Consider the following 24,860-nt stretch of genomic DNA (forward strand, 5'->3'; position numbering starts at 1 on the left):
ATAAAAATATTTCACTAATTCCGTTGACAAAAAAGTTCATAAGAACGTAAAATTAGTTTTGTAATTATTAATCACTATTATTTCATAATTTTCATTTTGGAGGTGTCACATGCTGACAGTTGAACGTCTTACGAAAAAGTTTTCCAATGGCAAAGGTATATTTGATGTTTCATTTCATGTTCAAAAAGGTGAAGTGTTTGGATTTTTAGGTCCAAACGGAGCTGGAAAATCAACAACCATTCGACATATCATGGGGTTTATGAAGCCTGATCAAGGCGATATCAAAGTAAACGGAATGAACATCCGGAATCATCAAGGCGACATTCAGCGGCATATCGGCTATCTTCCCGGAGAGATTGCATTTATCGAAGGAATGACGGGAAAACAATTTCTCGATTTCATGGCAAACATGCATGGTTTAAAAGATACAGCTAAGCGCAATGAACTCATCGAACGGCTCCAATTCGATGTTCATACGCCGATCAGAAAAATGTCGAAAGGAATGAAGCAAAAAGTCGGGATTGTCGCTTCCTTTATGCACAGCCCTGAAGTCATCATTCTTGATGAACCGACCTCAGGCCTCGATCCGCTGATGCAAAAAGTGTTTATTGAAATCGTGCTCGAAGAAAAAGCGAGAGGAACGACGTTTTTAATGTCTTCCCACAGCTTTCCTGAAATCGAACGAACCTGTGACAGAGCCGCCATTATAAAAGACGGCATCATCATTGCCGTCAAAGATATCCATGAACTGCAGTCGATGCAGCGAAAGGTATTCGAAGTTACATTTGAAAACAAGGGCGACATTCCCGCCTTCATGAATTCGGGTCTGCAAATCGAATCCCGGACGGACAATCGTGTCAAAGTGGCCGTTTTAGGGAACCATGATCAATTTATTAAAGAAACCGCCAAATATCACATTCGGCACATTGATTCTTCTTCACAAAGCCTGGAAGAGATTTTCATGAACTACTATGACAGAAAGGGGACAGTGAAATGAACTTCTCCCTGTACAAACAAATGATGAGAACAAACATGAAAGGAATCATAAGCTACGGGGCAGGCTCCGCTTTCTATATTCTTTTGATACTGGGCATTTATCCAAGCATCGCGGGCAACGCGGAGGATATTGAGAAAATGATCAAATCAATGCCGGAAGGCTTTCTCAATGCTTTTGGGTTTGAAAACGGACTGGGGAATCTTGAAGATTTTATGTCTGGAGAGTATTACGGTTTAATCTTTATCGTGATTTTGTCGATCTTCTCTGTCATGCTGTCGACTAAGCTTTTGGCAAAGCTCGTGGATCAAGGGTCAATGGCCTATATTCTGTCTGCGCCGACAACGCGCGGCAAAGTGGCTTTCACCCAAGCAGCCGTTTTAACGACAGGTCTTTTGATCATTATGGCCGTGACGACAGCGGCCGGGCTGGCTGGCTACCATTTGATGCTGGGCGGTGATTACGATTTTAATGTGTCAAGGTTTCTCGTTCTGAACTTGCTCGGCTTTCTGCTCTTCTTTGCCGTCGGCGGCATCTCGTTCCTCTTTTCGGCCATTTCAAATGACGAAAAAAGAGCCCTCGGACTTTCCGGAGGCATCACGTTTTTATTCTTCAGCTTCGACTTGCTCGGCAAACTAAGCGAAAAGACGGAATGGATGAGGAGCCTGTCGGTTTTCTCTTTATTCAGACCTGGCGATATTGTAAACGGGAGCGCCGATATCGCTCAAGTGTCTCTTGTTCTTGCCGCGGTCGGTTTTGCCGCCTTCGCACTCAGCATTCTCATCTTTAAAAAGCGCGACTTGCCGCTGTAATATAAAAACGCCGCTCCCGATCAGGAACGGCGTTTGTTTCTGTATGATATTTTATTCAACGACCCGTCTGACAACTCCGCTGAAGGCTTTCTTCCAATACGGGTTGCTCATAGAATCGACGGATACCCCGCGTGAGCTGTTATCGTTCAAGAATGTGCCATTGCCAAGATAAATACCCACGTGGCCGTTCGTTTTGTATGTGTCAAAGAAGACCAAGTCTCCACGCTTCATTTCAGACGCGCTCACAGCTCGTCCTTTGCCGACAAGCGTGCTTGTTGTCGCACCGAATCCAAGCTCTACGCCTGCTGATGCATAAGCCCAGCGTACGAATGATGAGCAGTCGAAACGACGGTTGTCGATATCAGCTTGAGAACGTCCGCCTCCCCATACGTACGGAGATCTGCCGACGATGCTTGAACCTGTGCTGATGGCAGCTTCAATTGCGTTTCCATTGCTGCTGACAACAGAACCGGAAGAGTAGTTTCTTGACGGGCTGCTGCTTTTCTTGCTGCTTGAAGAACCGCTGTTGGACGATCCGTTGGATTTGCTGACTGAACCTGAGTTTGATCCTGAGTCTGACTTTTCAGCCGTAGCAGATTCTTCTTTCGCTTTTGCTGCTGCAGCCACTGCAGCTCTTTCTTCTTTAAGTTTTTGTTCAAGAGCGGCTTCTTCTTTTGTCAGTGAGCCCGCTTCTTTTTTCAGATCGCTCAGCTCTGATTCTGCTGCCGCCTGTTTCGTTTGCAGCTGCTTAGAAAGGTTCGCCTGTTCTTTCAGCTGTTTATCAAGATCCGATTTAAGCGTTTTTAAATCGGCTAAAGTTTTTTGGATTTCATCCAGTTTTGTATTTAAGTCAGACATTGCTTTTTCAAGCTTGTTTTTATCTTTTTCCTGCTCGTCAAGCAGGTCTTTATCCGCGTCAACAATTGTTGAAACAGCCGTTGCACGAGTGATAAAATCTCCGAAGCTTTGTGCGCCCAGAAGGACATTCAGATAGTTTTGGGATCCGCCGTTTTCCTGCAGGCTGCGCACGCGATTTTTAATCACTTTTGAACGCTCTTCAATCCGCTTTTCAGTTTCTTTGATTTCTTTTTTCAGAGCTTCCACTTCTTTTTTCGTTTTTTTGTTTTCTTTTTCTTTGTCTTCGATTTTGTTGCTTGTTTCAAGTGCTTTTTTATCAAGCTCTTGGATTTTGGCTTCAAGCTTTTTCTGCTCGTCTTGCAGCTTGGCGATTTCTTTCCGCTTGCCCTCGATGCCTGAATTCACTTCAGAACGCTTTTGCTGAATTTCTTGTTTTTGCTGAGAGGTTTCTGCCGATGCCGTGTTGTTCATAAAGGGGGTAAATAGACTAGCTGTTCCGAGAATCGACGCTAAACCAAAAGTATAAACCTTTTTTTTCACTTTCTACTCCTCTTTCCTTTATGTATTCTTGTTTTTTCATTATGTAAATTCGCTTGAACATTATTAAAAAATGAATCTTATGACCTATGATTAATATATCCGTTACCGATGTACAGACGTTATTATACCATCTATTTTCGACAATAGGCGTCAATTTATATTACATTTATATTTCGTTTTTGTTTCAGCAGTGTCATGTTTTGACTCATCTTGTTTTAACTCTCGTATTCTCTTCGATTTGACCCTTCCTGCTGTTTTTCATATGCTTGTCTTACTGAAAAGGAAGGCCGGTGACAAATGATGCAGCTCAGTGTTCTTGACCAGGTTCCAATATCAAAAGGCTCAGATGCGTATTCAGCCTTGAAGCATTCTGCAGAGCTGGCAGAGCTCGCGGATCAATGGGGGTACAAAAGGTATTGGTTTGCCGAGCATCACAGCACACGCGGACTTGCCAGTACCGCTCCCGAAATCATGATCGCACACATTGCGGCAAAAACTGCAAATATTCGCGTCGGTTCGGGCGGTGTTCTGCTTCCTCAATACAGTCCCTTTAAAGTGGCTGAAAGCTTTCGGCAGCTTGAAGCCCTTTATCCCGGGAGGATTGACCTGGGGATCGGCCGCTCTCCGGGAGGCACAGCCAAAACGAGGCTGGCGCTGACAGACGGGGTTCATAAAAGCCTGGACGAATTCCCGAGACAGCTTCAAGACTTGTTGGGCTTTTTGACTGATTCCGTCCCTTCCGGACACGATTATTTCGGAATCAAAGCGGCCCCTTTGACGGATTCGCCGCCGGAGGTGTGGCTTTTAGGGCTTGGAGAAAACAGCGCGAAATTGGCCGGTGACATGGGAGCGGGATACGTATTCGGACATTTCATCAATTCCGCAAGAGGGAGGAACGCCTTTCAATTATATCGGGAAAGCTTTCGGCCTTCTCCTTTCTTTAAGCGCCCCCAATCTTTGGCCGCCGTTTTCGTCGTTTGTGCGGAATCCGATGAAAAAGCTGAAGAGCTTTGCTTGAGCCAGGATTTATGGCTTCTAAGAGTTGAAAAAGGATTGGACAGTCTTGTCCCAAGCATTGAGGAGGCAAGATCTGCCGCTTACACCGCTGCCGATAAAAAAAAGCTTGCCCACAACCGCAGCCGTATGGTGATCGGGTCTCCTCGAACGGTCAAAAGAAAACTGCTCGAGCTCTCTGACCGATATCAAACAGATGAGTTTATGGTTTTGACGAACGTTTACCGGTTTGAAGATAAGAAGCAGTCTTACGAAAGACTTGCAGAGTTATTTTGATCAAAAAACATCCCTTTTCAAAATCCGTTGAAAAGGGATGTTTTTATTAAAACGTATTATAGACATTCTCACACTCTTCCGCTGTCGGCTCATAAAAACAATGCGCTTTAAAGCGGCCGACATGCGGCTGATTATACCACTGTGCGGGACACGCCCCTGCCGGTCTGAAATACCACAAACTGAACTTTGCCGGCCAGAGCCGCTCTCCGTTGATCGCCCTGCGCGCCAAGCGCCTTTCGCTTTCCCGTGCCCTTTGATAGAAATAACCGTGCGTCACGGCTTCAAACGCATGCGGCTGATGGATCATCTGCGGAATGGTGCGAAGTCCCACAAAGTCGGAACAGTTTGCCCTGATGCGGTTGATTCCGACATTTCCGACCATCAGCATTCCTTGCACACCTTCACCTTCAGCCTCCGCTCTCAAAAGTCTGGCCAAAAGATTGATATCTTTAGAAGAAGCCTTAACTACTGCCATTTTAGTCACCCCCATGATGTCGTCACCTTTATCATATTCTGTTTCATTTAGGTGATGACGATTTCGGGATTTATCTTTGACATTCCCCATGAAAGAAAGCTATTCTTCTATTATCAGAACCCGAGAAAAAACAAAGGGGAGCGGAGGGATCGGATTGTCAGTATTGAAAAGCCCTGAATGGGTATACAAACGATTAAGGGAAAATCCGGACCAAACGGTTATTGTCGATGTGAGGTTTCATTTGACAAAACCGGACGAAGGCCGGAAAACGTATACGAAAAGCCATGTGCCGAGAGCCGTTTACATTGATTTAAAAGAGGATCTGTCGCGTAATGCGGAAGTGCACGGCGGCAGACATCCGCTTCAAGACCCTGACCGTCTGGCCGCAAAGCTTGGGAAAATCGGCATTGACCGGGAAACAGATGTCATTGTTTATGATGACAGCGGCGGCATGTTTGCAGCGCGCTTTTGGTGGCAGCTTCACTACCTCGGGCATGACAGCGTCTATATTATGGATGGGGGGCTGTCCAACTGGATCAAATCGGGCTATGCGATGACCGCCGAGGTTCCCCGTCCTATCCAGCGCGAGTTTAAGCCGGCGCTCAGAGAAAACGAACTCCTTGATGCCGGAGACGTGCTGAAGCGAATCGGCAGAAAAGGCTCCATCCTGATTGATGCGCGTGATCCTTCCCGATACACAGGGGAAAACGAGCCACTCGATCACCGGGCCGGCCATATTCCCGGAGCCAAAAACTTTTTTTGGAAAGGCAATCTGACCGAAAGCGGATTATGGAAAAGCAAAGAACAACTCAGACAGCACTATGCTGTTTTAGACCCGGACAGTGAAATTGTCGTCTATTGCGGATCGGGCGTATCAGCCTGCCCAAATGTGCTCGGCCTGAAAGAAGCCGGATTTGAAAATGTGAAGCTGTATGCCGGCAGCTGGAGCGATTGGATCAGCTACCCCGACCATCCGATCTCCACTGGGACAGAGGACGACACCTGATCTTACAAGAGACGGCGGCCGGGGGCCTTTGTGCCTTAGCCAGCCGCCGTTTATTACATGTTTTTGCTCATAAACGCCTTTCCGTCATGGGCATCGATAAAGTACGGGTAGACCGGCCGGTAAATAAGCCTGTAGAAGTCATCCTTTTCCCGACTGTAATCCCTTTCCCATTGCAGCTTCACATCAAATGCCGCTGCAAAAACCGCTTTCGCTTCTTCCTCTGAAATAGATGGCGAAGGACTCAGATCGGCCAGCGCTTCCGGCTCGATTTCCGGACCGTTATAACCGACGACCCTGCCGGTTGTCCGACTGATACTGATATTGGCAGAGCCAAGCCTTAACGGCACCTCTTTGTATTGAAGATCAAATTGAAAAAAAGCGTTTTGCCTGTCCCCGTCATTTTCCGCCGGATGCATTCGAAAAAGCTGATCTGCGCCGGGATAAAGCTTGTACAAAAATTGCAGCGCCCGTTTCAAGCAGTCTTCCACGCTCAAGGAAAGGTGTCCTTCTGATTTGATGAAAGAAGCTACCCCTTTGAGCTTCCCTGACTTTTTATCTTTCATGATTTTCAACGTATTTTTGTTCCATGTTTCGAAATAGCCGGCTATACTCCGGTCTCTCGGCTCAGGTTCGTTTCCCAGGCGCCATACCGTTCCAATTGACTCTCCCATATCGGTTTCACGGATTTTCCGCATCGAAGGAGTATAGCCGATCATGTCATCGATATCAGCATGACGGTCAGCCTCAGGCAGCAAAGGGAGCGGCAATGTTTCCTCCTCTTCCTCTTCATCCGCCGCAGGCTTCATATGGCATTTTCCCGTGATATCGGCAGGATAGCTGAAAAACGGCAAGTCTGCTTCGTAAATGAGATGCGGGCGATCATCTCCCCCTTCATAAAGCTCACTGCGGACTTTTTCGACCGCCAATTCGAATTGAATATGTTTAAGATAATCGGCTGTCACCGATTCCTTATCAGCGATCTGCTTTGGAATGGAGAAAGAGCTTGTTCCACCGTTATAGCGAAACTCCATCACCTCTCCGTTCTTGGCGACCTTGACGTAAAAGCCTGTTTGCGGCAGCGGAAGATCAAGGACAGTCTGAACATACGTAAAACGGACGAATTGTTCTGTTTCCTTCTTTTCATGGTAAACAAATTCATGAGACGCACTCGGGTAATGCTGTTCTGTAAACTGAAGGGCGATTTTCAGCAGCCTTTCCTCTGGAAGAGATTCCTCGACCGCCGGTTCATACTCTTTTGTCAAACTGATTAAGCGGCCGTGATGATCTAACTCTACCGATATGTCCTGATCCGGCTCTTCAATATCCTGCCAGACGAAAAAAACCGGCCTCTCTTTTTCGTCCTTTTCTCCGTAATCTTCGATCATGAGCTGATAATGTGAGGGAACCTTACTGATGGACTGCGCTTTTTGTTTTAACTGTTCACGAACCAAATCCTGTCTACCTCTCTTTCATTTTCGTCTCCTTATGTATACGAAATATACCATTAATCGTTTCATGAAAATTAAGATAATTGGATTTAAATGGTGAACTTAAATGGCGATTTTAACCTTATGCTAAAATATCTCATTCCTTTTGGTACGCCTTCCATCTCAAAAATGCCTTTGCGGATCAGCTCTAAAATGCGGTACTCGATGAATTCATCTCCGATGTTCTCCTTCAGATGGCCAATGACTTCGCCGATCAGGCGGGGACAGTTGATAAAGGTATTGGTTGAACGGTTTTTTTGAAGCTGTGCGAGCTTGCCGATGATGAACGAATCATAAAAGTCTTCTTTCACGCTTTTAATTCTGCCGTCTTCCCATACTCGCAACACGCTTGTCTGCTGAGACAGCGCTGTCCATTCCTCCGCAAGGCCCCGTCTTTCAGCGGCTGTCAAAGCCGACTGATCCCCTTGTTCATAAATGAATCTCAGTTTTTCATCATTCAATTCACCAGAACTTCGGGTATAGGGAAAGTACTTCGACGTATTCAGATGGAAAACAGCCAGGTTCATTTGCCGAAGGATATGATGTACAAATCTCAGGCCCGTTTGTTCGTGTGCATGATCGCCCGTCCACATAAAGACGGAGGCTTGCTCCTGAATACGGCTTAATGCAGAAACCGCATCTTCAAAACGGCTGTATATCTCTCCAAGCTCGTGAAATCGGTCATTGAGATATGTTTTCAACCATTCATAACGATTGACCCTGCCTTCTTTAATTTCCAGGTTTTGAAGCGGCCCGATGGAAAATAATTCAGGAAGGACGATCAGACTCTTTTCCTGGGTTCCTCCCGACTGTTTGAGCATCATGTTAATACTGCCGCCGGCAGATTCGCCGAAGGCAATGTGAACGACATTGTTTTGCATTATAATCTCCTTGTTAGTTAAGTTGTAATAGCATTAAAGCTATTAAACTCATCTTTTTAACTATTATATACAAAAACAGGATATAAAAGGTGACGCAATAAAAAACCCCCATTCCGCCATTCGAAAAAGGCAGAACGGGAGCTGAAAAATGCACTTGCTATTCCAGCTGTGACGGGTAAAGCGTCATACCGCCGTCAACGAACAAAGTCGCGCCCGTTACATAGGCGGCTTCTTTCGACACAAGCCATGCCGCTGCGGAAGCCACTTGTTCAGGCTCGCCAAATTCGTTCATCGGTATCTTTTTCAGCTGTGCCGACTTGTGGCTTCCCTCCAAGTCTTCATTGCTTTCGGTTGCGATCGTTCCCGGCGCGATCGAATTGACGCGGATTCCTTTGTCCGCATAATCAAGGGCAAGCGTTTCTGTCAAAAGCTTCATTCCGCCTTTTGAAGCGGAGTAATGAACATTTTTCGGCCTCGGAATTTGCTGATGAACGCTTGATATATTGAGTATGCTCCCTTTCATGTGGCGGTCCGCCATATATCTTAAGGCTTCCCGTGCGCCGAGAAACGTACCGGTTAAATTAACGTCGATCACTTTCTGCCATTCACCAAGTTCAAGTTCGTGCGGGAGGGCTTCTGCGCCGTTAAATCCTGAATTATTGACCATGACATCAAGTGAGCCGAAATGTTCAACTGCTGATTTAATCAGCTTTTTTATATCCTCTTCAGAAGACACGTCAGCTTCTACCGCAAGGGCGTTTCCGCCCGCTGCTTGAATATTGTCGACGGCTTCCCGTGCGCCTCCGGGATCGCTGTGATAATTGACAACCACATTCATCTTTTCTTTTCCAAACCGTTCTGCAACCGCCTTGCCTATACCTTTTGAAGAACCGGTCACAATTGCTGTTTTTCCTTTTAAATCACTGTACAACTTAAACCCCCCTCAATTTCTTTTCTTCATGTACATTACCCGGTATCAATATGATCAAACAAAGTGTGAATACATGCCTCTAGTATGATCTTTTTTAAACATATGGAAAATTCAGAATTATTTTGTTAATATCTAACTTGAACTTACAACAAAATAAGGAAGTGATACGATTTGGTTAGTGTTAAACGAGGTTTGATCACAGGTCTCATTGGTATTTCTATTTATTCTTTAGGTATCCACCCGGCCCAAGCCGCACCATCGCCTCATTCTCCTGTTTCAAGCGATCCTTCATACAAAGCGGAAACATCGGTTACCTATGATCCAAACATGAAAAACGATCAATACGGCTCGTATTCAAAGGCATTTACAGGCACCGGCAAAGTGAATGAAACAAAGGAAAAAACGGCAAAAGAGTCCTCCGCCAAAGCTCCTTACAGCATTAAATCGGTGATTGGTTCTGATGATCGGACAAGGGTGACCAACACAAGCGCATATCCGTACAGAGCGATCGTTCATATTTCAAGCAGCATCGGTTCGTGCACCGGATGGATGATCGGTCCGAAAACCGTCGCAACAGCCGGACATTGCATCTATGACACATCAAGCGGTTCATTTGCCGGGACAGCTACTGTTTCGCCGGGACGGAACGGGACAAGCTACCCTTACGGCTCTGTTAAATCGACGCGCTACTTTATTCCGTCAGGATGGAGAAGCGGTAACACCAATTACGATTACGGTGCAATCGAACTAAGCGAACCAATCGGCAATACTGTCGGATACTTCGGATACTCGTACACCACTTCATCACTTGTCGGGACAACTGTTACTATCAGCGGTTATCCAGGCGATAAAACAACAGGCACACAATGGCAGCATTCAGGACCGATTGCCATCTCCGAAACGTATAAATTGCAGTATGCAATGGACACGTACGGAGGCCAGAGCGGTTCACCGGTATTCGAACAAAGCAGTTCAAGAACGAACTGCAGCGGTCCATGCTCGCTTGCCGTCCACACAAATGGAGTATACGGCGGCTCTTCGTACAACAGAGGCACCCGGATTACAAAAGAAGTGTTTGACAATTTGAGCAACTGGAAAAACAGCGCCCAATAACACACGAAGACAGCCCGCTTCCTTTTGGAACGGGCTGTTATATCTAACGGCTGCACACTTACTTCACATTAAGCCTGTACTTTTTTCCATCTATTGATATCGTGAAATTTGAAGGGCCGCTGATCGGCAAATAATAAACAAGCTGAAACTCCGCCGCCTCACCAGGTTTAATCGTTTTCCAGCTAGATAGAGTCACTCCGATGCGGTGGAAATCTCCCGTCAGTCCGCCAATGTTCGGTCCCGTATGCCCTTTAGCAATCACTTCAACTTGATCGCCGCTCCAGCTTCCAAACCGAGGGGAAGTGGATGTCGGCACATCAAATTCGATAACAGAACCTCCCGTAATCGTGACATCGCTGTTATTGATCAGCTTCATTACCGGGTGGATCGGGTAATTTTGATCTCCTAATGGAAAGTTCGTCAGCTCTATGTCTACATCCAATGATTCATCAGGAAAAGGCGATGTGCTGAGCCGGTTATCGTATGGTGTTGTATCCGAGAATTTGTGATACAGCGTGCTCGTTAAAGTATTGCCAATATCGTATTCTCCTTTATTGCCGTTTCGTTCGGGATACCAGTCATAATCACCGCTCAAATCCCAAAACATGACACCCCCGATTCCTTTATCAACGACATAATCCGCCTTCGTTTTGATCGATTCCTCATCCTCTGTCGATAGAAACACTTTCTTTTCTGGATTCCAAAGCCAAGGCGCTGCCAGCCCCGCGTCATAATGCCTTTGATAAGCGCCTGTCAAATCAGCCTTGCTCAATCCATACCTTTCCAGATAAGAACCGGCAATGCCCTTTTCAAGGTTTTTGGCGTGCCACATCGGGTTTGCCCCTGCTCCAATTTCATTCCCCTGCTCATCTTTATCGTGCCAAATATTATCGATTCCGGTTGCTCCGTCACCGCATTGCCTGAGTCCCTGAGGACAATCTGCGCTTTTGGATGTTCCCCACAGCCCGTTTACTCCGCCGTTCACATTCTTCCAGCCTCTCGTATAATAAGGAACACCGATATTGATTCGCCCCGATTCCATAGCTCCTCTAAAATAATGGTAAGCCCAGTCCGTATTTAAATATCCGATCCCTTCGTATTCCGGCGTAGTATATATGTTGGAATGCTTGAGTTCGGCATCTTCGCCGTTATCGAATAAAGAAGCGTTCGGTCCGACAAACTCATTCCAGGCTCCATGAAGATCATAGGACATGATATTGACATAATCGACATATCGAAGCGGCTTAAACGTTTCCATCCCTCTCAGTAAATATGCCGATGATGGCGCTGCAATGGTCAGCATGTAGTACTTTCCATCTTCAGCGGACGCTTGATCAAGCTTTTCTCTTAATATTTTCATCAATGCCTCAAAGCTTTTATTTAACCCGTTGCGCCGCGGATTGGCGATGTTCCAATCTGCAGGATTCCCTGCATCCTGCATTGATGTAGGGTACTCATAGTCAATATCGATTCCATCGATCTCGTATTTTCTGAGAAACGCAACGACCGACTCCGCAAAGGTGTGAATACCCTTGTGGTTTACAGATCCGTCTCCATTCGTTGTCATCGAATAAAAGCCGCCGCTTGGAATCCGCTTCCCGTCCCTGTCAACATAACCGCCGGTTTCGGCCCAACCGCCGACAGCCGCCAAAACTTTTACATTCGGGTATTTCTCTTTATATTGATGGATAAGGTTAAAATGCCCCTTATACGGCAAGGTTTGATCCATTTTTACATCGGAATGCTCCGGCCAGGTCATCCCGATGGACGGGTTGTTCTCATCTGTCTCATCTCCGACTGAAATCCGATGATCTTCCCCGATGTGGGCAAACGCATAATTAATGTGGCTCAAGTACTTCCAGGGGATATCATTTACTAAATAACGATCTTGATTGCCTTTTCCAGTACGCCAGCTTGTAAAGTACCCGATGATTCTCCGGTCTAACTGATTGGCAAGCTTTTCACGGCCGTCCCGGTCGTATACATCGCAGTACGGCACATGTTCAACGCCTGAGTCCCAAAGCCCTTCCGGACGGCAGTCCGGTTGTTCATTTGAAGTCTCTGCAGAAATGTGCCGGTTCGGGATAAAAAGCGCAAGGAGCAGCACACAGGATAAAATAGATGAAGCGGCTATCTTCATGTTTATTCAGACTCCTTTGTCCATAAAGAGAGACGTGAGAAGCTTTTTCCCAAATCTCTCTTTATCGTTTTCTATCCATTTGACTTTCTGTTATTCGCAGCCTCCGACCAGCCGCCATACGCCCCATTCACCGGATTGATCCGGCCGGTCGCCTTTCGTCCACCATTTCGCTTCATACACTTTTCCGTTAAATGCAACCCGCTCTCCGCCCGTGTATGCGTTCGTCTCTTTCCATTCGTCATATGAACATGCCTGGTCAGAATTCGTCGTGACCTTTACTGTTGGTCCGGTATGGAGCTCTCCATCGGCATCCTTTGCTGAAACTGTAAATGAGTAGGCCGTACCCGGCTTCAAGTTGCCGATTTCCGCTGATGTTTCTTTTACAGATATCGACCGGCTTTCAAATGACACGACATATTCCGTAATGTTTGTTCCGCTGCTCGGCGCATCCCACGCCAGGCTGACACTTGTAGCAGTTTTTCCGGTTACACGCACATTCACAGGTGCCGATGAAGGCGGCTCCGGATTGCCTCCGTCCGGTGCAAAATCTAAATCGGCTGCCAATTTATTGAGAAGCGTCCGATTGGAATCGCCGCTGAAATCCCAGAACATCGCTCCGCTTAATCCGTTTGCTTTAATAAAATCCGTTTTGTGGCCGAATGATTGTTCATCATCATAAGTGATGAAATTGCCATTTTCCGCGTTATACAAAAACGGCACTTTCGCTTGATCGTTCCAATACCTTTTATAGCCGTTTTGATTTACATAGTTCTTTTCAAGATCTGAAAAGTCGAATACTCCATTTTCCCACGTCCCTTCTTTCGCCGGTCCGCACTTCTGATATTCTCCGTGGCCGCCGGATTCACAACCGCTCCAGCCCCTTCCGTAGAACGGTGTTCCAAGCACTAATTTGTCCCCCTTAACACCGGCTTCCTTATAGCGTTTCACAGTGTTTTCAATGTTGTAGGTCTCAGCATTTGGAACGCCTGCTTCTTTTGCTTTTGGATCATAGAACAGCGGCGCATTATGGGCGCTTATGCTTTGCCATCCGCCATTAAAGTCATAGGTCATGATGTTAATCCAATCCACGGTTTGAGCAATTTTATCAAGCTCAGTGTTGCTCACATACTCCGGACTTGCGCCGGATGCGATCGTCAGCAAGTATTCCTTGCCGTCCTTTGCTTCTGCAGCATCAAGTTTTTTACGCACCTCTTGCAGGAGCAGCGTGTAATTTCTTTTATCTTCCGGCCGTGTGCTATTCCCCGGCAATCCTCCGCTGACCGGGTATTCCCAGTCAAGATCGACCCCGTCAAACCCGTATTTCCTTAAAAATTCAACGGCCGAAGCGGCGAAATTCCCCCTTGCCCCAGGATCTGCCGCGACATCTGAAAAGCGGTTAGACCAAGTCCATCCGCCGACCGATATGAACGTTTTCAAATGAGGGTGGCTCTTTTTCAGCTTCAGCAATTGTTTAAAGTTGCCGCGGATCGGTTCATCCCAGACATCCCCGGGATTTGACTTTTGTGCGTCAATCCAGGGATCGCCCATTACGATTGTTCCATTTGGCGCGTCGATCACTCCGTTTTCATCCTGACATGACCATGTTTGGGGATTGGGGCCTGTAGGATCGGGGTTCCCGTGCCTTCCTTCCCAGCAAATATCAGCAAAAGCATAATTAATGTGGCTGACTTTTGAAACGTCCATATCCCAAACTTGAAAATTCCTTCCGTAAGCACCCCATGATGGATAGTAGCCGATGATTTTATAGTTTTTTCCGGAATCGGCCTTTGCAACTTCCCCATTTACAAATGACAAGCTCAGCAACATGACAAAAATGAAAGAAAAAACGAAAAACTTTTTGCTTTTGTTGACCAACACGATGTTCATCTCCTTTTCATCCAATTTTTTTGACAAACTATGAAACTAGAAATCTCCTATTCCTCACCGCCTTTTTTGTTTGTTTTATATTTTCCTTGTCATCTAATAGCTGCAGCTGCACAGAAGCCAACAAGGGAAAACGCTTACATAAATGAGATTGACATCATGATTTCATTAAAATTTCGGGTGTGTTCGTTTGGTAAAGCTGGTTGTGCTGAGGGTGAAACACGTATAGATGTCTATACATTTGCGTATAAAAGAAGACTTTTTAATGGCGAAGGGTTGCTGAATTTGTTATGACAAATCTATATTAATCAGAATTTTCTGAACTGTCAACTTGAAGACATTGACTACACAACCGCCGCTTTCTACTCCATTTAAGGAATAGAAGCGGCGCCTCTAGCCTCTTCATAGACTAGCGTAAGACGTAAGACGAATATCCGGACATTGTTGCAAAGCCGATTTAAGAGAAGGTTCCGTCAGCAGTGAAAGTTCATATACCCGAGGATAATGGAAAGACGATTTTTCAAGCAGACATTTATCGACGTAAGCCGGATGGCACATCACTTCAATCACTGCTGCGTCTTGATAATCACGAAGGATGCTCGAAAGATCCTTCAATCGATCGACTTTCAGCTCAAAAGCATCGTTCGACCTTACACCCTTCCACAGTGAAGGATGATCATGATTGACCTTTCTGCATGGCAGGTCATACTCTTTCGCAAGCTTTACAAACACCTCAGGGAGATTTCCGTATGTATGAATATGATGATGGCTGTCGATATGTGTCGGATTTAAACCGAAAGACAAAGCTTTCTCTATTTGCGCTTTCCACTCTCGGTATACTTCATCAAGGTCAATGTCGAAGAAACCCTGGTAGTACAAAAGCTTGCGAAAATTCCCTTCTTCATCCGTTATCATATGCAGTCCGCCGAGAATCGGGCGCCCGGCCGTCAATGTCAAGTGGACGCCGACTCCGAGTTCACGATTTTGCCGTGCGAGTTCGACGGCATGCTCCGCTTCTTGCATATTGACCATGAGCGTAGTCGATGTGAGCACCCCGTGCTGGAAAGCTTCAATGATTCCAAGGTTGACTCCCCTTGAAAATCCAAAATCATCCGCATTTATGATTAGAGATTTCACCTTTCATTCCCCCTTTGTTCATAATCACGTTCAATGAAGAACTCAACACGGTCACCGCGAAAATAGGCCATAGAATACTCGACGACTTCTTCCGACGCCAAAAATGTTTGCGTCGATATCTGGAAGCAAGGTGTGCCTTGTGTAATATTTAAATGTTGTGCAATCTCCTCATCAGAAATCACAATTTTGATTTGTTCCTCTGTTCTTTTTATGTTGTTTCCTTGCCTGCTGATGCACTGGTAAAGTGAAATATTCGCCATTTCTTCCGTTACTTCGGGGACGAGATCCGTTCTGATATAGGCTGTTTCAAACTGGATTTCTTCATCGTCCGCATAGCGGATTCTTTTGATTTGATAGACCATTTGTTCAGCGTCGATTCCGAGGAGGGTTTGGATTTTTTCAGACGGCTTTATTTTTTGCAAATCAACAACTTTGATTTTCGGTTTAAAGCCTTGAGCCTTCAATTGCTCTGCATAACGGAGGCTGCTGGAGCTCAAGATCTGCTTTACTTTTCCTTTGGCGACAAATGTCCCTTTTCCCTGCTTTCGGTAAATGGCCCCTTCCATAAGCAAATGATTCAGCGCGGTCCGCAGCGTCGTCCGGCTGACATCATACAGTTTGCAAAACTCGGACTCCGTCGGCAGCAGGCTGCCAGGCGGATAATAACCGCTTTCAATCTTATCTACAATATCTTGTTTAATTTGACTGTGGAGCTGTGGTTGTTTCGCCATACATGTTCTCCTTTGGGGTGTGTTCGTAATTATAGAATAACACAAAAGGTTCCTAAAAAAAACAATTTGTCATAACAAATATGTATGGACAAATTTGTTATGACATGTTAAGTTTCAATTGTGTGAAGCGCTTTCATATAAAGAGAATGAAGGAGGGGGATTATGGCGCTGAAAGTAGTTGTTATAGGCGGAGGGTCCAGCTACACACCGGAAATTATTGAAGGCATCATCAAACGGCAACATCAATTTCCGGTGAATGAGATTGCACTTGTTGATATCGAGGAGGGCAAAGAAAAACTTCGCATCGTCTCAGAACTCGCGAAGCGAATGATCAGGCATGCGGGGGTTCCCATCGAACTGAGCCATACAATAGATCGGGCAGAAGCGTTGCAAGGTGCCGATTTCGTCACGGTTCAAATCAGAGTCGGCGGACTGAAGGCGAGAGCTTTAGACGAAAAAATTCCGCTCAGCCACGGCCTAATCGGGCAGGAAACAAACGGAGCCGGCGGTATGTTTAAAGCTTTCCGCACAATTCCTGTCATGCTGGATATCGCTCGCGATATCCAAAAGATTTGTCCCGAAGCATGGCTGATCAACTTTACCAATCCGGCCGGCATCGTGACGGAAGCTTTGCTGAAGCACGGACCTCATCAAAAGGTCGTAGGGGTATGCAATATTCCTTACAACATGAAAAATAGCATTGCAGAAATATTCGGCGTGGATGTGAACCGCGTCATGATTGAATTCGCAGGCCTCAACCATTTTGTTTTCGGAAAAAGGGTATGGATCGACGGCATCGACCGGACGGAAGAGACGATTGAGCATCTGTTGAATGATTACCTCGGCTACTCGCCCTCCAATATTGCGGCGTTGCCGTGGAATCGCCAATTTCTGCGGTCTTTACGTATGCTTCCGAGCCCGTACCATCAGTACTATTATCAACATGAAGATGCGCTCGCAAAAGATATCGAAGCGTACAATAACAACGGAACACGAGCGGAAACCGTCATGGAAGTGGAGCGGCAGCTGTTTGAGAAATACAAAGACGCCGAGATCCATGAGAAGCCTAAAGAACTGGAAGGCCGCGGCGGGGCTTACTATAGTGAATCAGCCTGCTCATTAATGAACTCGCTTTATCATCATTCAATGGATATTCAGACCGTGAACACACTGAATAAAGGAAGCATACCAGACCTTCCCGATGATGCGGTGATCGAAGTCAACAGTGTCATTACAAAAAGCGGACCGATTCCTCTGACCGTCGGAAAACTGCCTGCTGCCATTTGCGGGCCGATCTGCCTGATGAAAAAATTTGAACAATTAGTGATTGAAGCTGCGGTCACCGGCGACTACAATACGGCATATTCAGCCATGATCACCAATCCGTTGGTCTCCTCTGATCACAAAGCTCAAAAGGTACTGGATGAAATGCTCGAGGCGCATAAACGTTACCTCCCGCAATTTTTTGAGGAGGTCTGTGAACATGAAACAAAATAAAATGATGGCATTCATCGAAGCAAACATCATGCCGATCGCCGGAAAGATCGGTTCCCAAAGACACCTGATTGCAATACGCGACGGATTCATCGCCATTATGCCTCTTATTATCATCGGTTCCCTCGCCATCCTGGTTAATAATTTTCCAATACCGGCGTTTCAAAACTTTATGACCGGCCTGTTCGGAGAGGGATGGACTGCTGTCGGCGGGGCGATATGGAATGGCTCTTTTGCTCTGTTGAGCCTTTTAGCCGTTGCGGCTGTCAGCTTTAAGCTGGCCGAGTCCTATCACACAGATGGCCTGTCTGCCGCATTAATCGGGATTGGCGCATTCGCCGTGCTTACGCCGACCACTGAAGACTTTGGCTTTTCAATGACTTGGCTGGGAGCACAAGGCCTGTTCGTCGGCTTAATCGTGGCTTTGCTGTCGACGGAAGTCTTCCGGCTGTTTTCACAAAATGAGAAATGGAAAATCAAAATGCCTGAAGGAGTGCCTGACGGCGTCACAAAATCCTTGAATGCTCTATTGCCGGCTGCCGTCATCTTATCCACTGCCGGGCTATGTAATGCTCTGATTGTTCATTATTCGGGACAAAGCATCCATGAGCTTGTTTTCAGCACGATTCAAGAGCCGCTTCAAGGTCTTTCCAACACGGTTGGGTCAGCCTTGATTTTCACTTTCTTGAATCATTTGCTCTGGTTCTTTGGATTGCATGGAACAAATATCCTCGGGCCGATCATGGAATCCGTCTACCTCCCGCTTATTCAGGAAAATCAACACTTATTCTCGCAAGGAATGAGCGCTTTTGAAGTGCCGTATATTGTAACAAAGCCTTTCTTCGATTCTTACGTATTTATGGGGGGATCGGGAACGACATTGGCTCTGCTTGCCGGCATTTTAATTGCCGTGAAATCGAAGCACTACAAAACGATCGGGAAGGTGTCTCTCGCACCCGGCCTTTTTAACATCAATGAGCCCGTTCTGTTCGGACTTCCTATTGTATTAAACCCGATCATGTTCATTCCGTTTATCTTGATTCCATTAATTTTAACGATTACGTCATATGTCGCTTTGGCTTCCGGTCTCGTCCCGAAAACTGTCGCGATCCTTCCGTGGACAACGCCGCCGATTGTCAGCGGGTATCTCGTCACCGGAGGATCAGTCCGGGGAGTCTTATTGCAAATCTTCAACCTGGTGCTGGCCACCCTGCTCTACCTCCCGTTTATAAAAGCAGCAGAACGTTCCGCCTTGCACCAGACAGAAAACGAATAAGTAAGGAGTGAATGTTATGGCAGATACACTACAATTGGAACAGGTCTCATTTGAAATCATTCTTCACGCCGGAAATGCGCGTTCTTCTGCAATGGAAGCATTGCAGCTTGTGAAACAACACGAATGGGAAACCGGATATCAAAAAATACAAGAAGCAGAATCGGAGCTGAGCCAAGCTCATCAGGCGCAAACCCGCCTTCTGCAAAAAGAAGCACAAGGCGAAGGCCTTTCACCCAATCTATTATTAATCCATGCGCAGGACCATTTAATGACAGCCATGACTGTAAAAGATTTGGCGAAAGAATTGATTCATTTATATCAAGAGCTTCAGAAAGGAAGAGAAAAATGAAGATCGCACTTGTATGTTCAGCTGGAATGTCTACGAGTATACTGGTCAAAAAAATGAGGGAAGAAGCGAAAAAACGTTCATTGAAGGCCGAAATTAATGCATATGCGGAGGCAGATTTGCCAAGTCATCTGGATGAAATTGATGTGATACTGATTGGTCCGCAGGTCCGGTATTTAAAAGGGCAAATGACAGAGCGTGCCGAGCCTTATCATACGCCCGTGGCCGTCATTGATCAAATGGCTTATGGAATGATGGACGGAGCAAAAGTGCTGAATCAGGCAATCAGCCTTGCAACCTGATGCCTCCTGCAAAGAACCGCGTTTTCTTTGAAAACGGGTTCTTTTTTTTTTGAAGTTTAAAAGAATGATTTTTTGAAAGCGTTTGTTTTTGTATAATAATTGGTAAAGGATGTGATCATACATGATTTCCTCACAAGTGAAATCCCAGTTGATTGAAATTGTCGGCTCTGTCAATTATGACGATTCGAACGCCGGACGGCTCGTCTATTCTTATGATGCGACACCCCAGTTTCAATCGATGCCTGACGCGGTCATAGCCCCGCGCAGCACAGAAGAAGTATCGCAAATCGTGAAAATCTGCAACACGCACCGCATTCCGATTGTGCCGAGAGGTTCAGGTACAAACCTTTGCGCCGGCACATGCCCGACTGAAGGAGGAATTGTCCTCCTGTTTAAGCATATGAATCGAATTTTAGAAATCGATGAAGAAAACTTAACGATAACCGTTCAGCCCGGCGTGATCACGCTTGATTTAATTCACGCCGCTGAAGAAAAGGGATTATTTTATCCGCCCGATCCGAGCTCGATGAAGATCTCGACAATCGGCGGCAACATCAATGAAAACTCGGGCGGCCTCCGCGGGCTGAAATACGGAGTGACACGCGATTATGTCATGGCGCTTGAAGTCGTTCTCGCAAACGGGGATATCATCCGCACTGGCGGCAAACTCGCCAAAGACGTTGCCGGCTATGATTTGACGCGTCTTTTCGTCGGTTCTGAAGGAACGCTCGGCATCATTACTGAAGCAACATTGAAACTCATCCCGGCACCCGAAACAAAAAAAACCGTCCTCGCCCTCTATCAAGATATCGACTCTGCAGCCCAAACGGTTTCAAATATCATCGCACACAAAATCATTCCGACGACGCTCGAATTTCTCGATCAGCCCACGATTCAGGTGATCGAAGACTTCGCGAAAATCGGCCTTCCCGTCCATGCCAAAGCGGTTCTCCTGATCGAACAGGACGGCACCGAGGAAGCAGTCCGCCGTGACATTGCCCTGATTGAAGAGATTTGCACAAAAGGAAATGCTGTGTCCGTTCAAACCGCGCAAACAGAAGCTGAAGCGGAAAATCTTCGGGAGGCCCGCCGCACCGCACTTTCCGCTTTAGCCCGTTTAAAGCCGACGACCATTCTGGAGGATGCCACGGTACCGCGCTCTGAAATTGCCGAAATGGTAAAAGCAATTAATACGATCGCCGAAAAGCACAAAATATCGATTTGTACATTCGGGCACGCAGGCGACGGCAACCTTCATCCGACCTGTACGACAGATGTCAGAAACAGTGAAGAAATGAAACGGGTCGAACAGGCTTTTGAAGACATCTTTAAAAAAGCGGTTGAGCTGGGAGGAACAATCACCGGAGAACATGGGGTCGGCGAAATGAAAGCTCCTTATCTGGAACTGAAGCTGGGCAAAGCGGGAATCGCCGCCATGAAGGCGGTAAAACAGGCGCTGGATCCTAACAGCATCATGAATCCCGGGAAGATATTTGCGAAAGACTCCCGCAAGCGGGTGGTGGTGACAAAATGACGACAGCTAACGAAAGAAAGGTCATTGAACAGCAGTTTAAAAAAAGAATGGACGAGGAAGAGCTGCTGAATTGCATGCGCTGCGGCTTTTGTCTGCCGTCATGCCCCACCTATATCGAATCCGGTTTTCAGGAAAGCCATTCACCGCGCGGACGCATCGCGCTCATGAAAGCGGTCGTCGATGGGGCGATTGAGCCTGATGAGGATGTCGAACGGTCACTGGAGCTTTGCCTCGGCTGCCGGGCGTGTGAACCTGTATGTCCTTCAGGCGTAAACTACGGGCGCTTGCTTGAAGAAGCGAGAGATATTATTCAGCAGAACAAAAAACACACCCTTCCGGTTAAAGTGCTTCGCCGCGCGGTATTCAAAGGGCTTTTCCCCCACCAAAACAGAATCAGGGCGCTGACTGGAATACTCGGCGTGTATCAGCGTTCCGGCATGCAAAATGTGATTCGCAAATCGGGCTTACTTCGTCTTTTGCCGGACCATCTCGCGAAAATGGAGGCTGTTTTGCCGAAAGTTCCCGATATGAAACAGCTGAAAAAACGGCCGCACCTGCTCCCTGCGATCGGAGAGAGAAAAAAACGGGCCGCCTTTTTCTCGGGCTGCCTCATGGATACGTTGTTTTTAGATACGAATATGGCAACCATCGAGCTGCTGCGGCTGGCCGGCTGCGAGATCATCATTCCCGAACAGCAGACCTGCTGTGGTGCCCTCCACGGACACAGCGGCGAAAAGTCTGAGGCCGTCCTGCTCGCAAAACGAAATATTCAGGCATTCGAGGATTCAAACGCGGACTTTATCGTGACAAATGCAGGGGGATGCGGAGCATTTTTAAAGGAATATGATCATCTCCTGAAAGATGACTCTGAATGGCGGAAACGGGCAGCGGTTTTTACAGGGAAACTGAAAGACTTTTCTTCCGTCCTGTTGGAGCTGAACTTTGATCAGCAATCCCTTGAACTGCCGCAGCAAATCGTCACCTACCAAGATTCGTGCCATTTGCGAAATGTCATGAACACCTCCGCTGAGCCGAGATACCTTATTCGCAGCATCAACGGCATTGAATTCAAGGAAATGAAAAATGCCGAAAGCTGCTGTGGATCAGCCGGTATTTATAACATTGTCGAATCCGAAATGTCGATGAAAATTCTCGATACAAAAATGGAAGCAGCAGCAGCGACCCGGGCCGCTACGATCGTTACAGCTAATCCCGGATGTCTGCTGCAAATGAAGCTCGGCATTGAACGAGCGGGGCTTACAAACCAAGTGAGAGCTGTTCATCTGGCGGATTTACTGCTGGAAGCCGTCCAGGAGTGACGAGGCGGCTCACACTTGGTATATTTCTCGGGAAATAAATCGAAATATGTCTTCTGCTGCTATTTCCGAACAGCAGGAAATTCTCCATTCGGCTGGATGAAGCGCAAACCTGTTACCTGTCCGGAATCGCCGGCTTCGAACCGGACGCTGAAACCCGGCAGGTTTTTGATTTGAAATGTCAACTCACGGTAAGGCTCAAGTTCGTAATCAGGCTGACCGGGCAATGAAACCCAGAGCGTCCGGTTGTTTCTGAAAGACACAACGACATCTGTTCCGGCTTCCAATGCATATTCGCCCGTTAAAGAAGCAAGAAATTCAGGATCGTACAACCGCTGATCCGGCTTCCTGACAAATTCGATTTCTCCAGCGCCTTCCGCCATTTCAAACGGTACGGAAAGGCGGCTGATATGTCCGTGTATATCAGCGCTGAAAGATGAGAGCATCGCCATCTCCGTGAGCGGCATTTTCATCTCGAATATATTGTAATGATAATGCTTCAAAGGCATCACAAACGAATTGAAGAGCGCCTGTAACATACCGTCTTTACACTCTATTTTGATTTCACCGTAGCCGGGGTGCTCGTATACACCTGTGTAGTCCTTCAGGTCATGAGAAGGCTTCGTTCCTTCAATTTTGGTAAGATCAGCGGTTCGATCCACCCCTAAAGCCGCTTTCATTATTTTTTCCGCTTCGCCTTTCAGCCGGCCGTTCCAATCAATCTCTTCCAATCCAAGCAAGCGGTCAAAAATATTGTACGCCAGAACATTTGGGAGAAAGCTGCCGTTCATATTTGTCAAAATGGCAATCCCGATTTTTTCATAAGGCATGAAAGCAACAAGCGATGAAAAACCGTCAATATTTCCGCCATGATGAATCATATGACGGCCACGGTACGGTTCAACAAACCAGCCGAGCCCATAGCTGCAGACAGGGAGTTCCTTCGCTTTAAGAATGGAGTCGCAGGAAATGCAAGGCGTATGCAGCTCATGAAGGCTTCCCTCTGATAGAACACCGCTGAATTTGTCGCTGCCAAGCTGAAGCAGCACCCAATTTGCCATATCCAAGGCATTGGAATTGATCGATCCGGCCGGCCCGATCACATCGATATTGCGAAAAGGAATTTTTTCAACTGTTCCGTTTTTCTCTTGATATGGAAAGGCAAAATCGGAAAGCTTTTGCATATCTTCGACCGAGAAGCTGCTGGATGTCATATGCAAGGGTTTGAAAATCCGCTCATGAACAAACTCCTCCCATGTCGTTCCCGCTATTCTTCCTGCAAGATAACCGGCCGTCATGTACATCAGGTTCTGATACTGCCATTTTGATCGAAAATCCAGATTCGGCTCAAGGTAGCGGAGCCGTCTGAAAAGCTCTTCCCTTGAAAAGGAGGAATTATACCACATCATTTCGTGTCTTGGGAGGCCCGAACGATGGCACGCCAGATCACGGGGAGTCATCCGTTCGGTTGCCACCGGATCATACATCTTAAACTCCGGGAGGTATTCCCTTACCGGCTTGTCCCATTCCATTTTCCCTTCATCAGCCAAAACCGCCATCGCCGCCGTTGTAAATGCCTTGGAAGCGGAACCGATCGCAAATACCGTTTCCGGGTTCACTTTTAATTTCCGTTCTTTATCCCTGAATCCAAACCCTTCCGCCATGATGATCTCGTCTTCCTTAATGACTGCAACAGCGGCTCCGGGAACGTTCCACTCCTTCATTTTTTCCAGGGCAAATGCCCGAAAGCCTTTTAATTCCTTTATAGGCTGTCTCATTTTACTCTCCTCTCTTGATCTAAGCGTCTTATGCCTGTTCCAGGTGTCCGTATTCCATACGTTTGTTCGCCCGAATGGTTTCATTTAGAGAAAATTTGTATATTTATTCACGAATTCCAAAAGATAGGTATAAGGCTGAAAATGTCTAAAAAACAAGGAGGTTTTGTTCAATGTTTGGATTTATTTGGTCATTGATCATCGGCGGAATTTTAGGCTGGCTGGCCGGCCTCATTATCAGACGTGATGTACCCGGAGGAATCATTGGAAATATTATCGCGGGATTTATCGGTTCATGGCTCGGCTCCATGATTTTGGGACGCTGGGGTCCGATGATCGGCGGATTTAATATCATTCCGGCTCTGATCGGTGCGATCATTTTGATTTTCATCGTCAGTCTTGTCATGAGAAGTATGGGCGGACGAAACCGCAATGCTCAATAATGGATGATTTACGACGGTTTCATTAGAAACCGTCGTTTTTTATTTCATTCTGCTGCCGTCTTTTATATAATTAATTAGAAACACGAAATATTTTC

General features: G+C 46.6%; 22 protein-coding genes. 12 read left to right on the plus strand and 10 right to left on the minus strand.

Features of this window, described 5'->3' with window-relative positions:
* Window positions 1-109 precede the first annotated feature (109 nt).
* Window positions 110-997 (plus strand): ABC transporter ATP-binding protein, encoded by an 888-nt coding sequence (locus M1E06_RS19865; RefSeq protein WP_035337307.1) that lies wholly within the window; start codon window positions 110-112, stop codon window positions 995-997.
* Entirely contained in the window at window positions 994-1,806 is an 813-nt protein-coding gene (locus tag M1E06_RS19870; protein WP_023857798.1) for an ABC transporter permease subunit, read from the plus strand. The genes M1E06_RS19865 and M1E06_RS19870 overlap by 4 nt, the downstream gene beginning before the upstream one ends.
* A 51-nt stretch (window positions 1,807-1,857) precedes the next feature.
* Here M1E06_RS19870 and M1E06_RS19875 read toward each other — a convergent pair whose 3' ends face one another.
* Window positions 1,858-3,204: a C40 family peptidase gene (locus M1E06_RS19875; RefSeq protein ID WP_035337311.1), complete on the minus strand. Its 1,347-nt coding sequence runs from the start codon at window positions 3,202-3,204 to the stop codon at window positions 1,858-1,860.
* Between the two features lie 297 nt (window positions 3,205-3,501).
* On the opposite strand from M1E06_RS19875, the gene M1E06_RS19880 reads away from it, so the two are divergent.
* Entirely contained in the window at window positions 3,502-4,494 is a 993-nt protein-coding gene (locus M1E06_RS19880; RefSeq protein ID WP_223254832.1) for an LLM class flavin-dependent oxidoreductase, read from the plus strand.
* Between the two features lie 46 nt (window positions 4,495-4,540).
* On the opposite strand, the gene M1E06_RS19885 is transcribed toward M1E06_RS19880, so the two are convergent.
* Window positions 4,541-4,969, minus strand: coding sequence for a cell wall hydrolase (locus tag M1E06_RS19885; RefSeq protein ID WP_023857795.1), 429 nt, complete (start codon window positions 4,967-4,969; stop codon window positions 4,541-4,543).
* Window positions 4,970-5,123: 154 nt separating this feature from the next.
* Between M1E06_RS19885 and M1E06_RS19890 the strand changes: the two genes are divergently transcribed.
* Window positions 5,124-5,975 (plus strand): sulfurtransferase, encoded by an 852-nt coding sequence (locus tag M1E06_RS19890; RefSeq protein ID WP_035339249.1) that lies wholly within the window; start codon window positions 5,124-5,126, stop codon window positions 5,973-5,975.
* 53 nt (window positions 5,976-6,028) lie between these two features.
* Here M1E06_RS19890 and M1E06_RS19895 read toward each other — a convergent pair whose 3' ends face one another.
* The 3 genes from M1E06_RS19895 to M1E06_RS19905 form a co-directional block, all read right to left on the minus strand.
* Window positions 6,029-7,426 (minus strand): YcdB/YcdC domain-containing protein, encoded by a 1,398-nt coding sequence (locus M1E06_RS19895; protein WP_035337312.1) that lies wholly within the window; start codon window positions 7,424-7,426, stop codon window positions 6,029-6,031.
* Between the two features lie 86 nt (window positions 7,427-7,512).
* Window positions 7,513-8,343: a DUF1835 domain-containing protein gene (locus tag M1E06_RS19900; protein WP_023857792.1), complete on the minus strand. Its 831-nt coding sequence runs from the start codon at window positions 8,341-8,343 to the stop codon at window positions 7,513-7,515.
* A gap of 157 nt (window positions 8,344-8,500) precedes the next feature.
* Window positions 8,501-9,274, minus strand: a complete 774-nt coding sequence (locus M1E06_RS19905; RefSeq protein WP_020450052.1) for a glucose 1-dehydrogenase — start codon at window positions 9,272-9,274, stop codon at window positions 8,501-8,503.
* A gap of 171 nt (window positions 9,275-9,445) precedes the next feature.
* On the opposite strand from M1E06_RS19905, the gene M1E06_RS19910 reads away from it, so the two are divergent.
* Window positions 9,446-10,387 carry a trypsin-like serine peptidase gene (locus M1E06_RS19910; protein WP_020450051.1) on the plus strand — a complete coding sequence of 314 codons (942 nt, stop codon included), beginning with the start codon at window positions 9,446-9,448 and terminating at the stop codon, window positions 10,385-10,387.
* Between the two features lie 58 nt (window positions 10,388-10,445).
* On the opposite strand, the gene M1E06_RS19915 is transcribed toward M1E06_RS19910, so the two are convergent.
* The 4 genes from M1E06_RS19915 to M1E06_RS19930 all read right to left on the minus strand — a co-directional run bounded on the left by M1E06_RS19915 (window position 10,446) and on the right by M1E06_RS19930 (window position 16,279).
* Window positions 10,446-12,527 (minus strand): glycosyl hydrolase family 18 protein, encoded by a 2,082-nt coding sequence (locus M1E06_RS19915; protein ID WP_035337317.1) that lies wholly within the window; start codon window positions 12,525-12,527, stop codon window positions 10,446-10,448.
* 90 nt (window positions 12,528-12,617) lie between these two features.
* Window positions 12,618-14,414 (minus strand): glycosyl hydrolase family 18 protein, encoded by a 1,797-nt coding sequence (locus tag M1E06_RS19920; RefSeq protein ID WP_048350156.1) that lies wholly within the window; start codon window positions 14,412-14,414, stop codon window positions 12,618-12,620.
* 399 nt (window positions 14,415-14,813) lie between these two features.
* Window positions 14,814-15,548 (minus strand): chitin disaccharide deacetylase, encoded by a 735-nt coding sequence (gene chbG, locus M1E06_RS19925; RefSeq protein ID WP_020450048.1) that lies wholly within the window; start codon window positions 15,546-15,548, stop codon window positions 14,814-14,816.
* Window positions 15,545-16,279, minus strand: coding sequence for a GntR family transcriptional regulator (locus tag M1E06_RS19930; RefSeq protein ID WP_020450047.1), 735 nt, complete (start codon window positions 16,277-16,279; stop codon window positions 15,545-15,547). Before M1E06_RS19930 ends, chbG begins: the two co-directional genes overlap by 4 nt.
* Window positions 16,280-16,441: 162 nt before the next feature.
* On the opposite strand from M1E06_RS19930, the gene M1E06_RS19935 reads away from it, so the two are divergent.
* From M1E06_RS19935 to M1E06_RS19960, 6 genes are all read left to right on the plus strand, one after another.
* Window positions 16,442-17,776, plus strand: a complete 1,335-nt coding sequence (locus M1E06_RS19935; protein WP_020450046.1) for a 6-phospho-beta-glucosidase — start codon at window positions 16,442-16,444, stop codon at window positions 17,774-17,776.
* Window positions 17,763-19,049, plus strand: a complete 1,287-nt coding sequence (celB, locus tag M1E06_RS19940; protein WP_020450045.1) for a PTS cellobiose transporter subunit IIC — start codon at window positions 17,763-17,765, stop codon at window positions 19,047-19,049. The genes M1E06_RS19935 and celB overlap by 14 nt, the downstream gene beginning before the upstream one ends.
* Before the next feature lie 16 nt (window positions 19,050-19,065).
* Complete coding sequence (locus tag M1E06_RS19945) at window positions 19,066-19,398, plus strand: PTS lactose/cellobiose transporter subunit IIA (RefSeq protein ID WP_020450044.1); 333 nt, start codon at window positions 19,066-19,068, stop codon at window positions 19,396-19,398.
* Window positions 19,395-19,697 (plus strand): PTS sugar transporter subunit IIB, encoded by a 303-nt coding sequence (locus M1E06_RS19950; RefSeq protein WP_149208555.1) that lies wholly within the window; start codon window positions 19,395-19,397, stop codon window positions 19,695-19,697. Before M1E06_RS19945 ends, M1E06_RS19950 begins: the two co-directional genes overlap by 4 nt.
* Before the next feature lie 121 nt (window positions 19,698-19,818).
* Complete coding sequence (gene glcD / locus M1E06_RS19955; protein ID WP_023857785.1) at window positions 19,819-21,231, plus strand: glycolate oxidase subunit GlcD; 1,413 nt, start codon at window positions 19,819-19,821, stop codon at window positions 21,229-21,231.
* The gene (locus tag M1E06_RS19960; RefSeq protein ID WP_096747874.1) at window positions 21,228-22,550 is read left to right on the plus strand and encodes a (Fe-S)-binding protein; all 1,323 of its coding nucleotides are present in this window, start codon (window positions 21,228-21,230) and stop codon (window positions 22,548-22,550) included. Before glcD ends, M1E06_RS19960 begins: the two co-directional genes overlap by 4 nt.
* 59 nt (window positions 22,551-22,609) lie before the next feature.
* Here the strand turns inward: M1E06_RS19960 and M1E06_RS19965 are convergent, their stop codons facing one another.
* On the minus strand, window positions 22,610-24,325 hold the full coding sequence (locus M1E06_RS19965; protein WP_020450040.1) for a serine hydrolase: 1,716 nt from the start codon (window positions 24,323-24,325) through the stop codon (window positions 22,610-22,612).
* Window positions 24,326-24,495: 170 nt separating this feature from the next.
* Between M1E06_RS19965 and M1E06_RS19970 the strand changes: the two genes are divergently transcribed.
* Window positions 24,496-24,765, plus strand: a complete 270-nt coding sequence (locus M1E06_RS19970; protein ID WP_017474015.1) for a GlsB/YeaQ/YmgE family stress response membrane protein — start codon at window positions 24,496-24,498, stop codon at window positions 24,763-24,765.
* Window positions 24,766-24,860: the final 95 nt, after the last annotated feature.

Source organism: Bacillus sp. AK124 (genome assembly GCF_053903085.1).

Excerpts from the sequence above, each read along its gene's own strand:
- M1E06_RS19865 (WP_035337307.1), top strand. The coding sequence starts at position 110 with ATGCTGACAGTTGAACGTCTTACGAAAAAGTTTTCCAATGGCAAAGGT.
- M1E06_RS19870 (WP_023857798.1), top strand. The coding sequence starts at position 994 with ATGAACTTCTCCCTGTACAAACAAATGATGAGAACAAACATGAAAGGA.
- M1E06_RS19880 (WP_223254832.1), top strand. The coding sequence starts at position 3,502 with ATGATGCAGCTCAGTGTTCTTGACCAGGTTCCAATATCAAAAGGCTCA.
- M1E06_RS19885 (WP_023857795.1), bottom strand. The coding sequence starts at position 4,969 with ATGGCAGTAGTTAAGGCTTCTTCTAAAGATATCAATCTTTTGGCCAGA.
- M1E06_RS19900 (WP_023857792.1), bottom strand. The coding sequence starts at position 8,343 with ATGCAAAACAATGTCGTTCACATTGCCTTCGGCGAATCTGCCGGCGGC.
- M1E06_RS19915 (WP_035337317.1), bottom strand. The coding sequence starts at position 12,527 with ATGAAGATAGCCGCTTCATCTATTTTATCCTGTGTGCTGCTCCTTGCG.
- M1E06_RS19920 (WP_048350156.1), bottom strand. The coding sequence starts at position 14,414 with ATGAACATCGTGTTGGTCAACAAAAGCAAAAAGTTTTTCGTTTTTTCT.
- M1E06_RS19930 (WP_020450047.1), bottom strand. The coding sequence starts at position 16,279 with ATGGCGAAACAACCACAGCTCCACAGTCAAATTAAACAAGATATTGTA.
- M1E06_RS19935 (WP_020450046.1), top strand. The coding sequence starts at position 16,442 with ATGGCGCTGAAAGTAGTTGTTATAGGCGGAGGGTCCAGCTACACACCG.
- celB (WP_020450045.1), top strand. The coding sequence starts at position 17,763 with ATGAAACAAAATAAAATGATGGCATTCATCGAAGCAAACATCATGCCG.
- M1E06_RS19945 (WP_020450044.1), top strand. The coding sequence starts at position 19,066 with ATGGCAGATACACTACAATTGGAACAGGTCTCATTTGAAATCATTCTT.
- M1E06_RS19950 (WP_149208555.1), top strand. The coding sequence starts at position 19,395 with ATGAAGATCGCACTTGTATGTTCAGCTGGAATGTCTACGAGTATACTG.
- glcD (WP_023857785.1), top strand. The coding sequence starts at position 19,819 with ATGATTTCCTCACAAGTGAAATCCCAGTTGATTGAAATTGTCGGCTCT.
- M1E06_RS19960 (WP_096747874.1), top strand. The coding sequence starts at position 21,228 with ATGACGACAGCTAACGAAAGAAAGGTCATTGAACAGCAGTTTAAAAAA.
- M1E06_RS19965 (WP_020450040.1), bottom strand. The coding sequence starts at position 24,325 with ATGAGACAGCCTATAAAGGAATTAAAAGGCTTTCGGGCATTTGCCCTG.
- M1E06_RS19970 (WP_017474015.1), top strand. The coding sequence starts at position 24,496 with ATGTTTGGATTTATTTGGTCATTGATCATCGGCGGAATTTTAGGCTGG.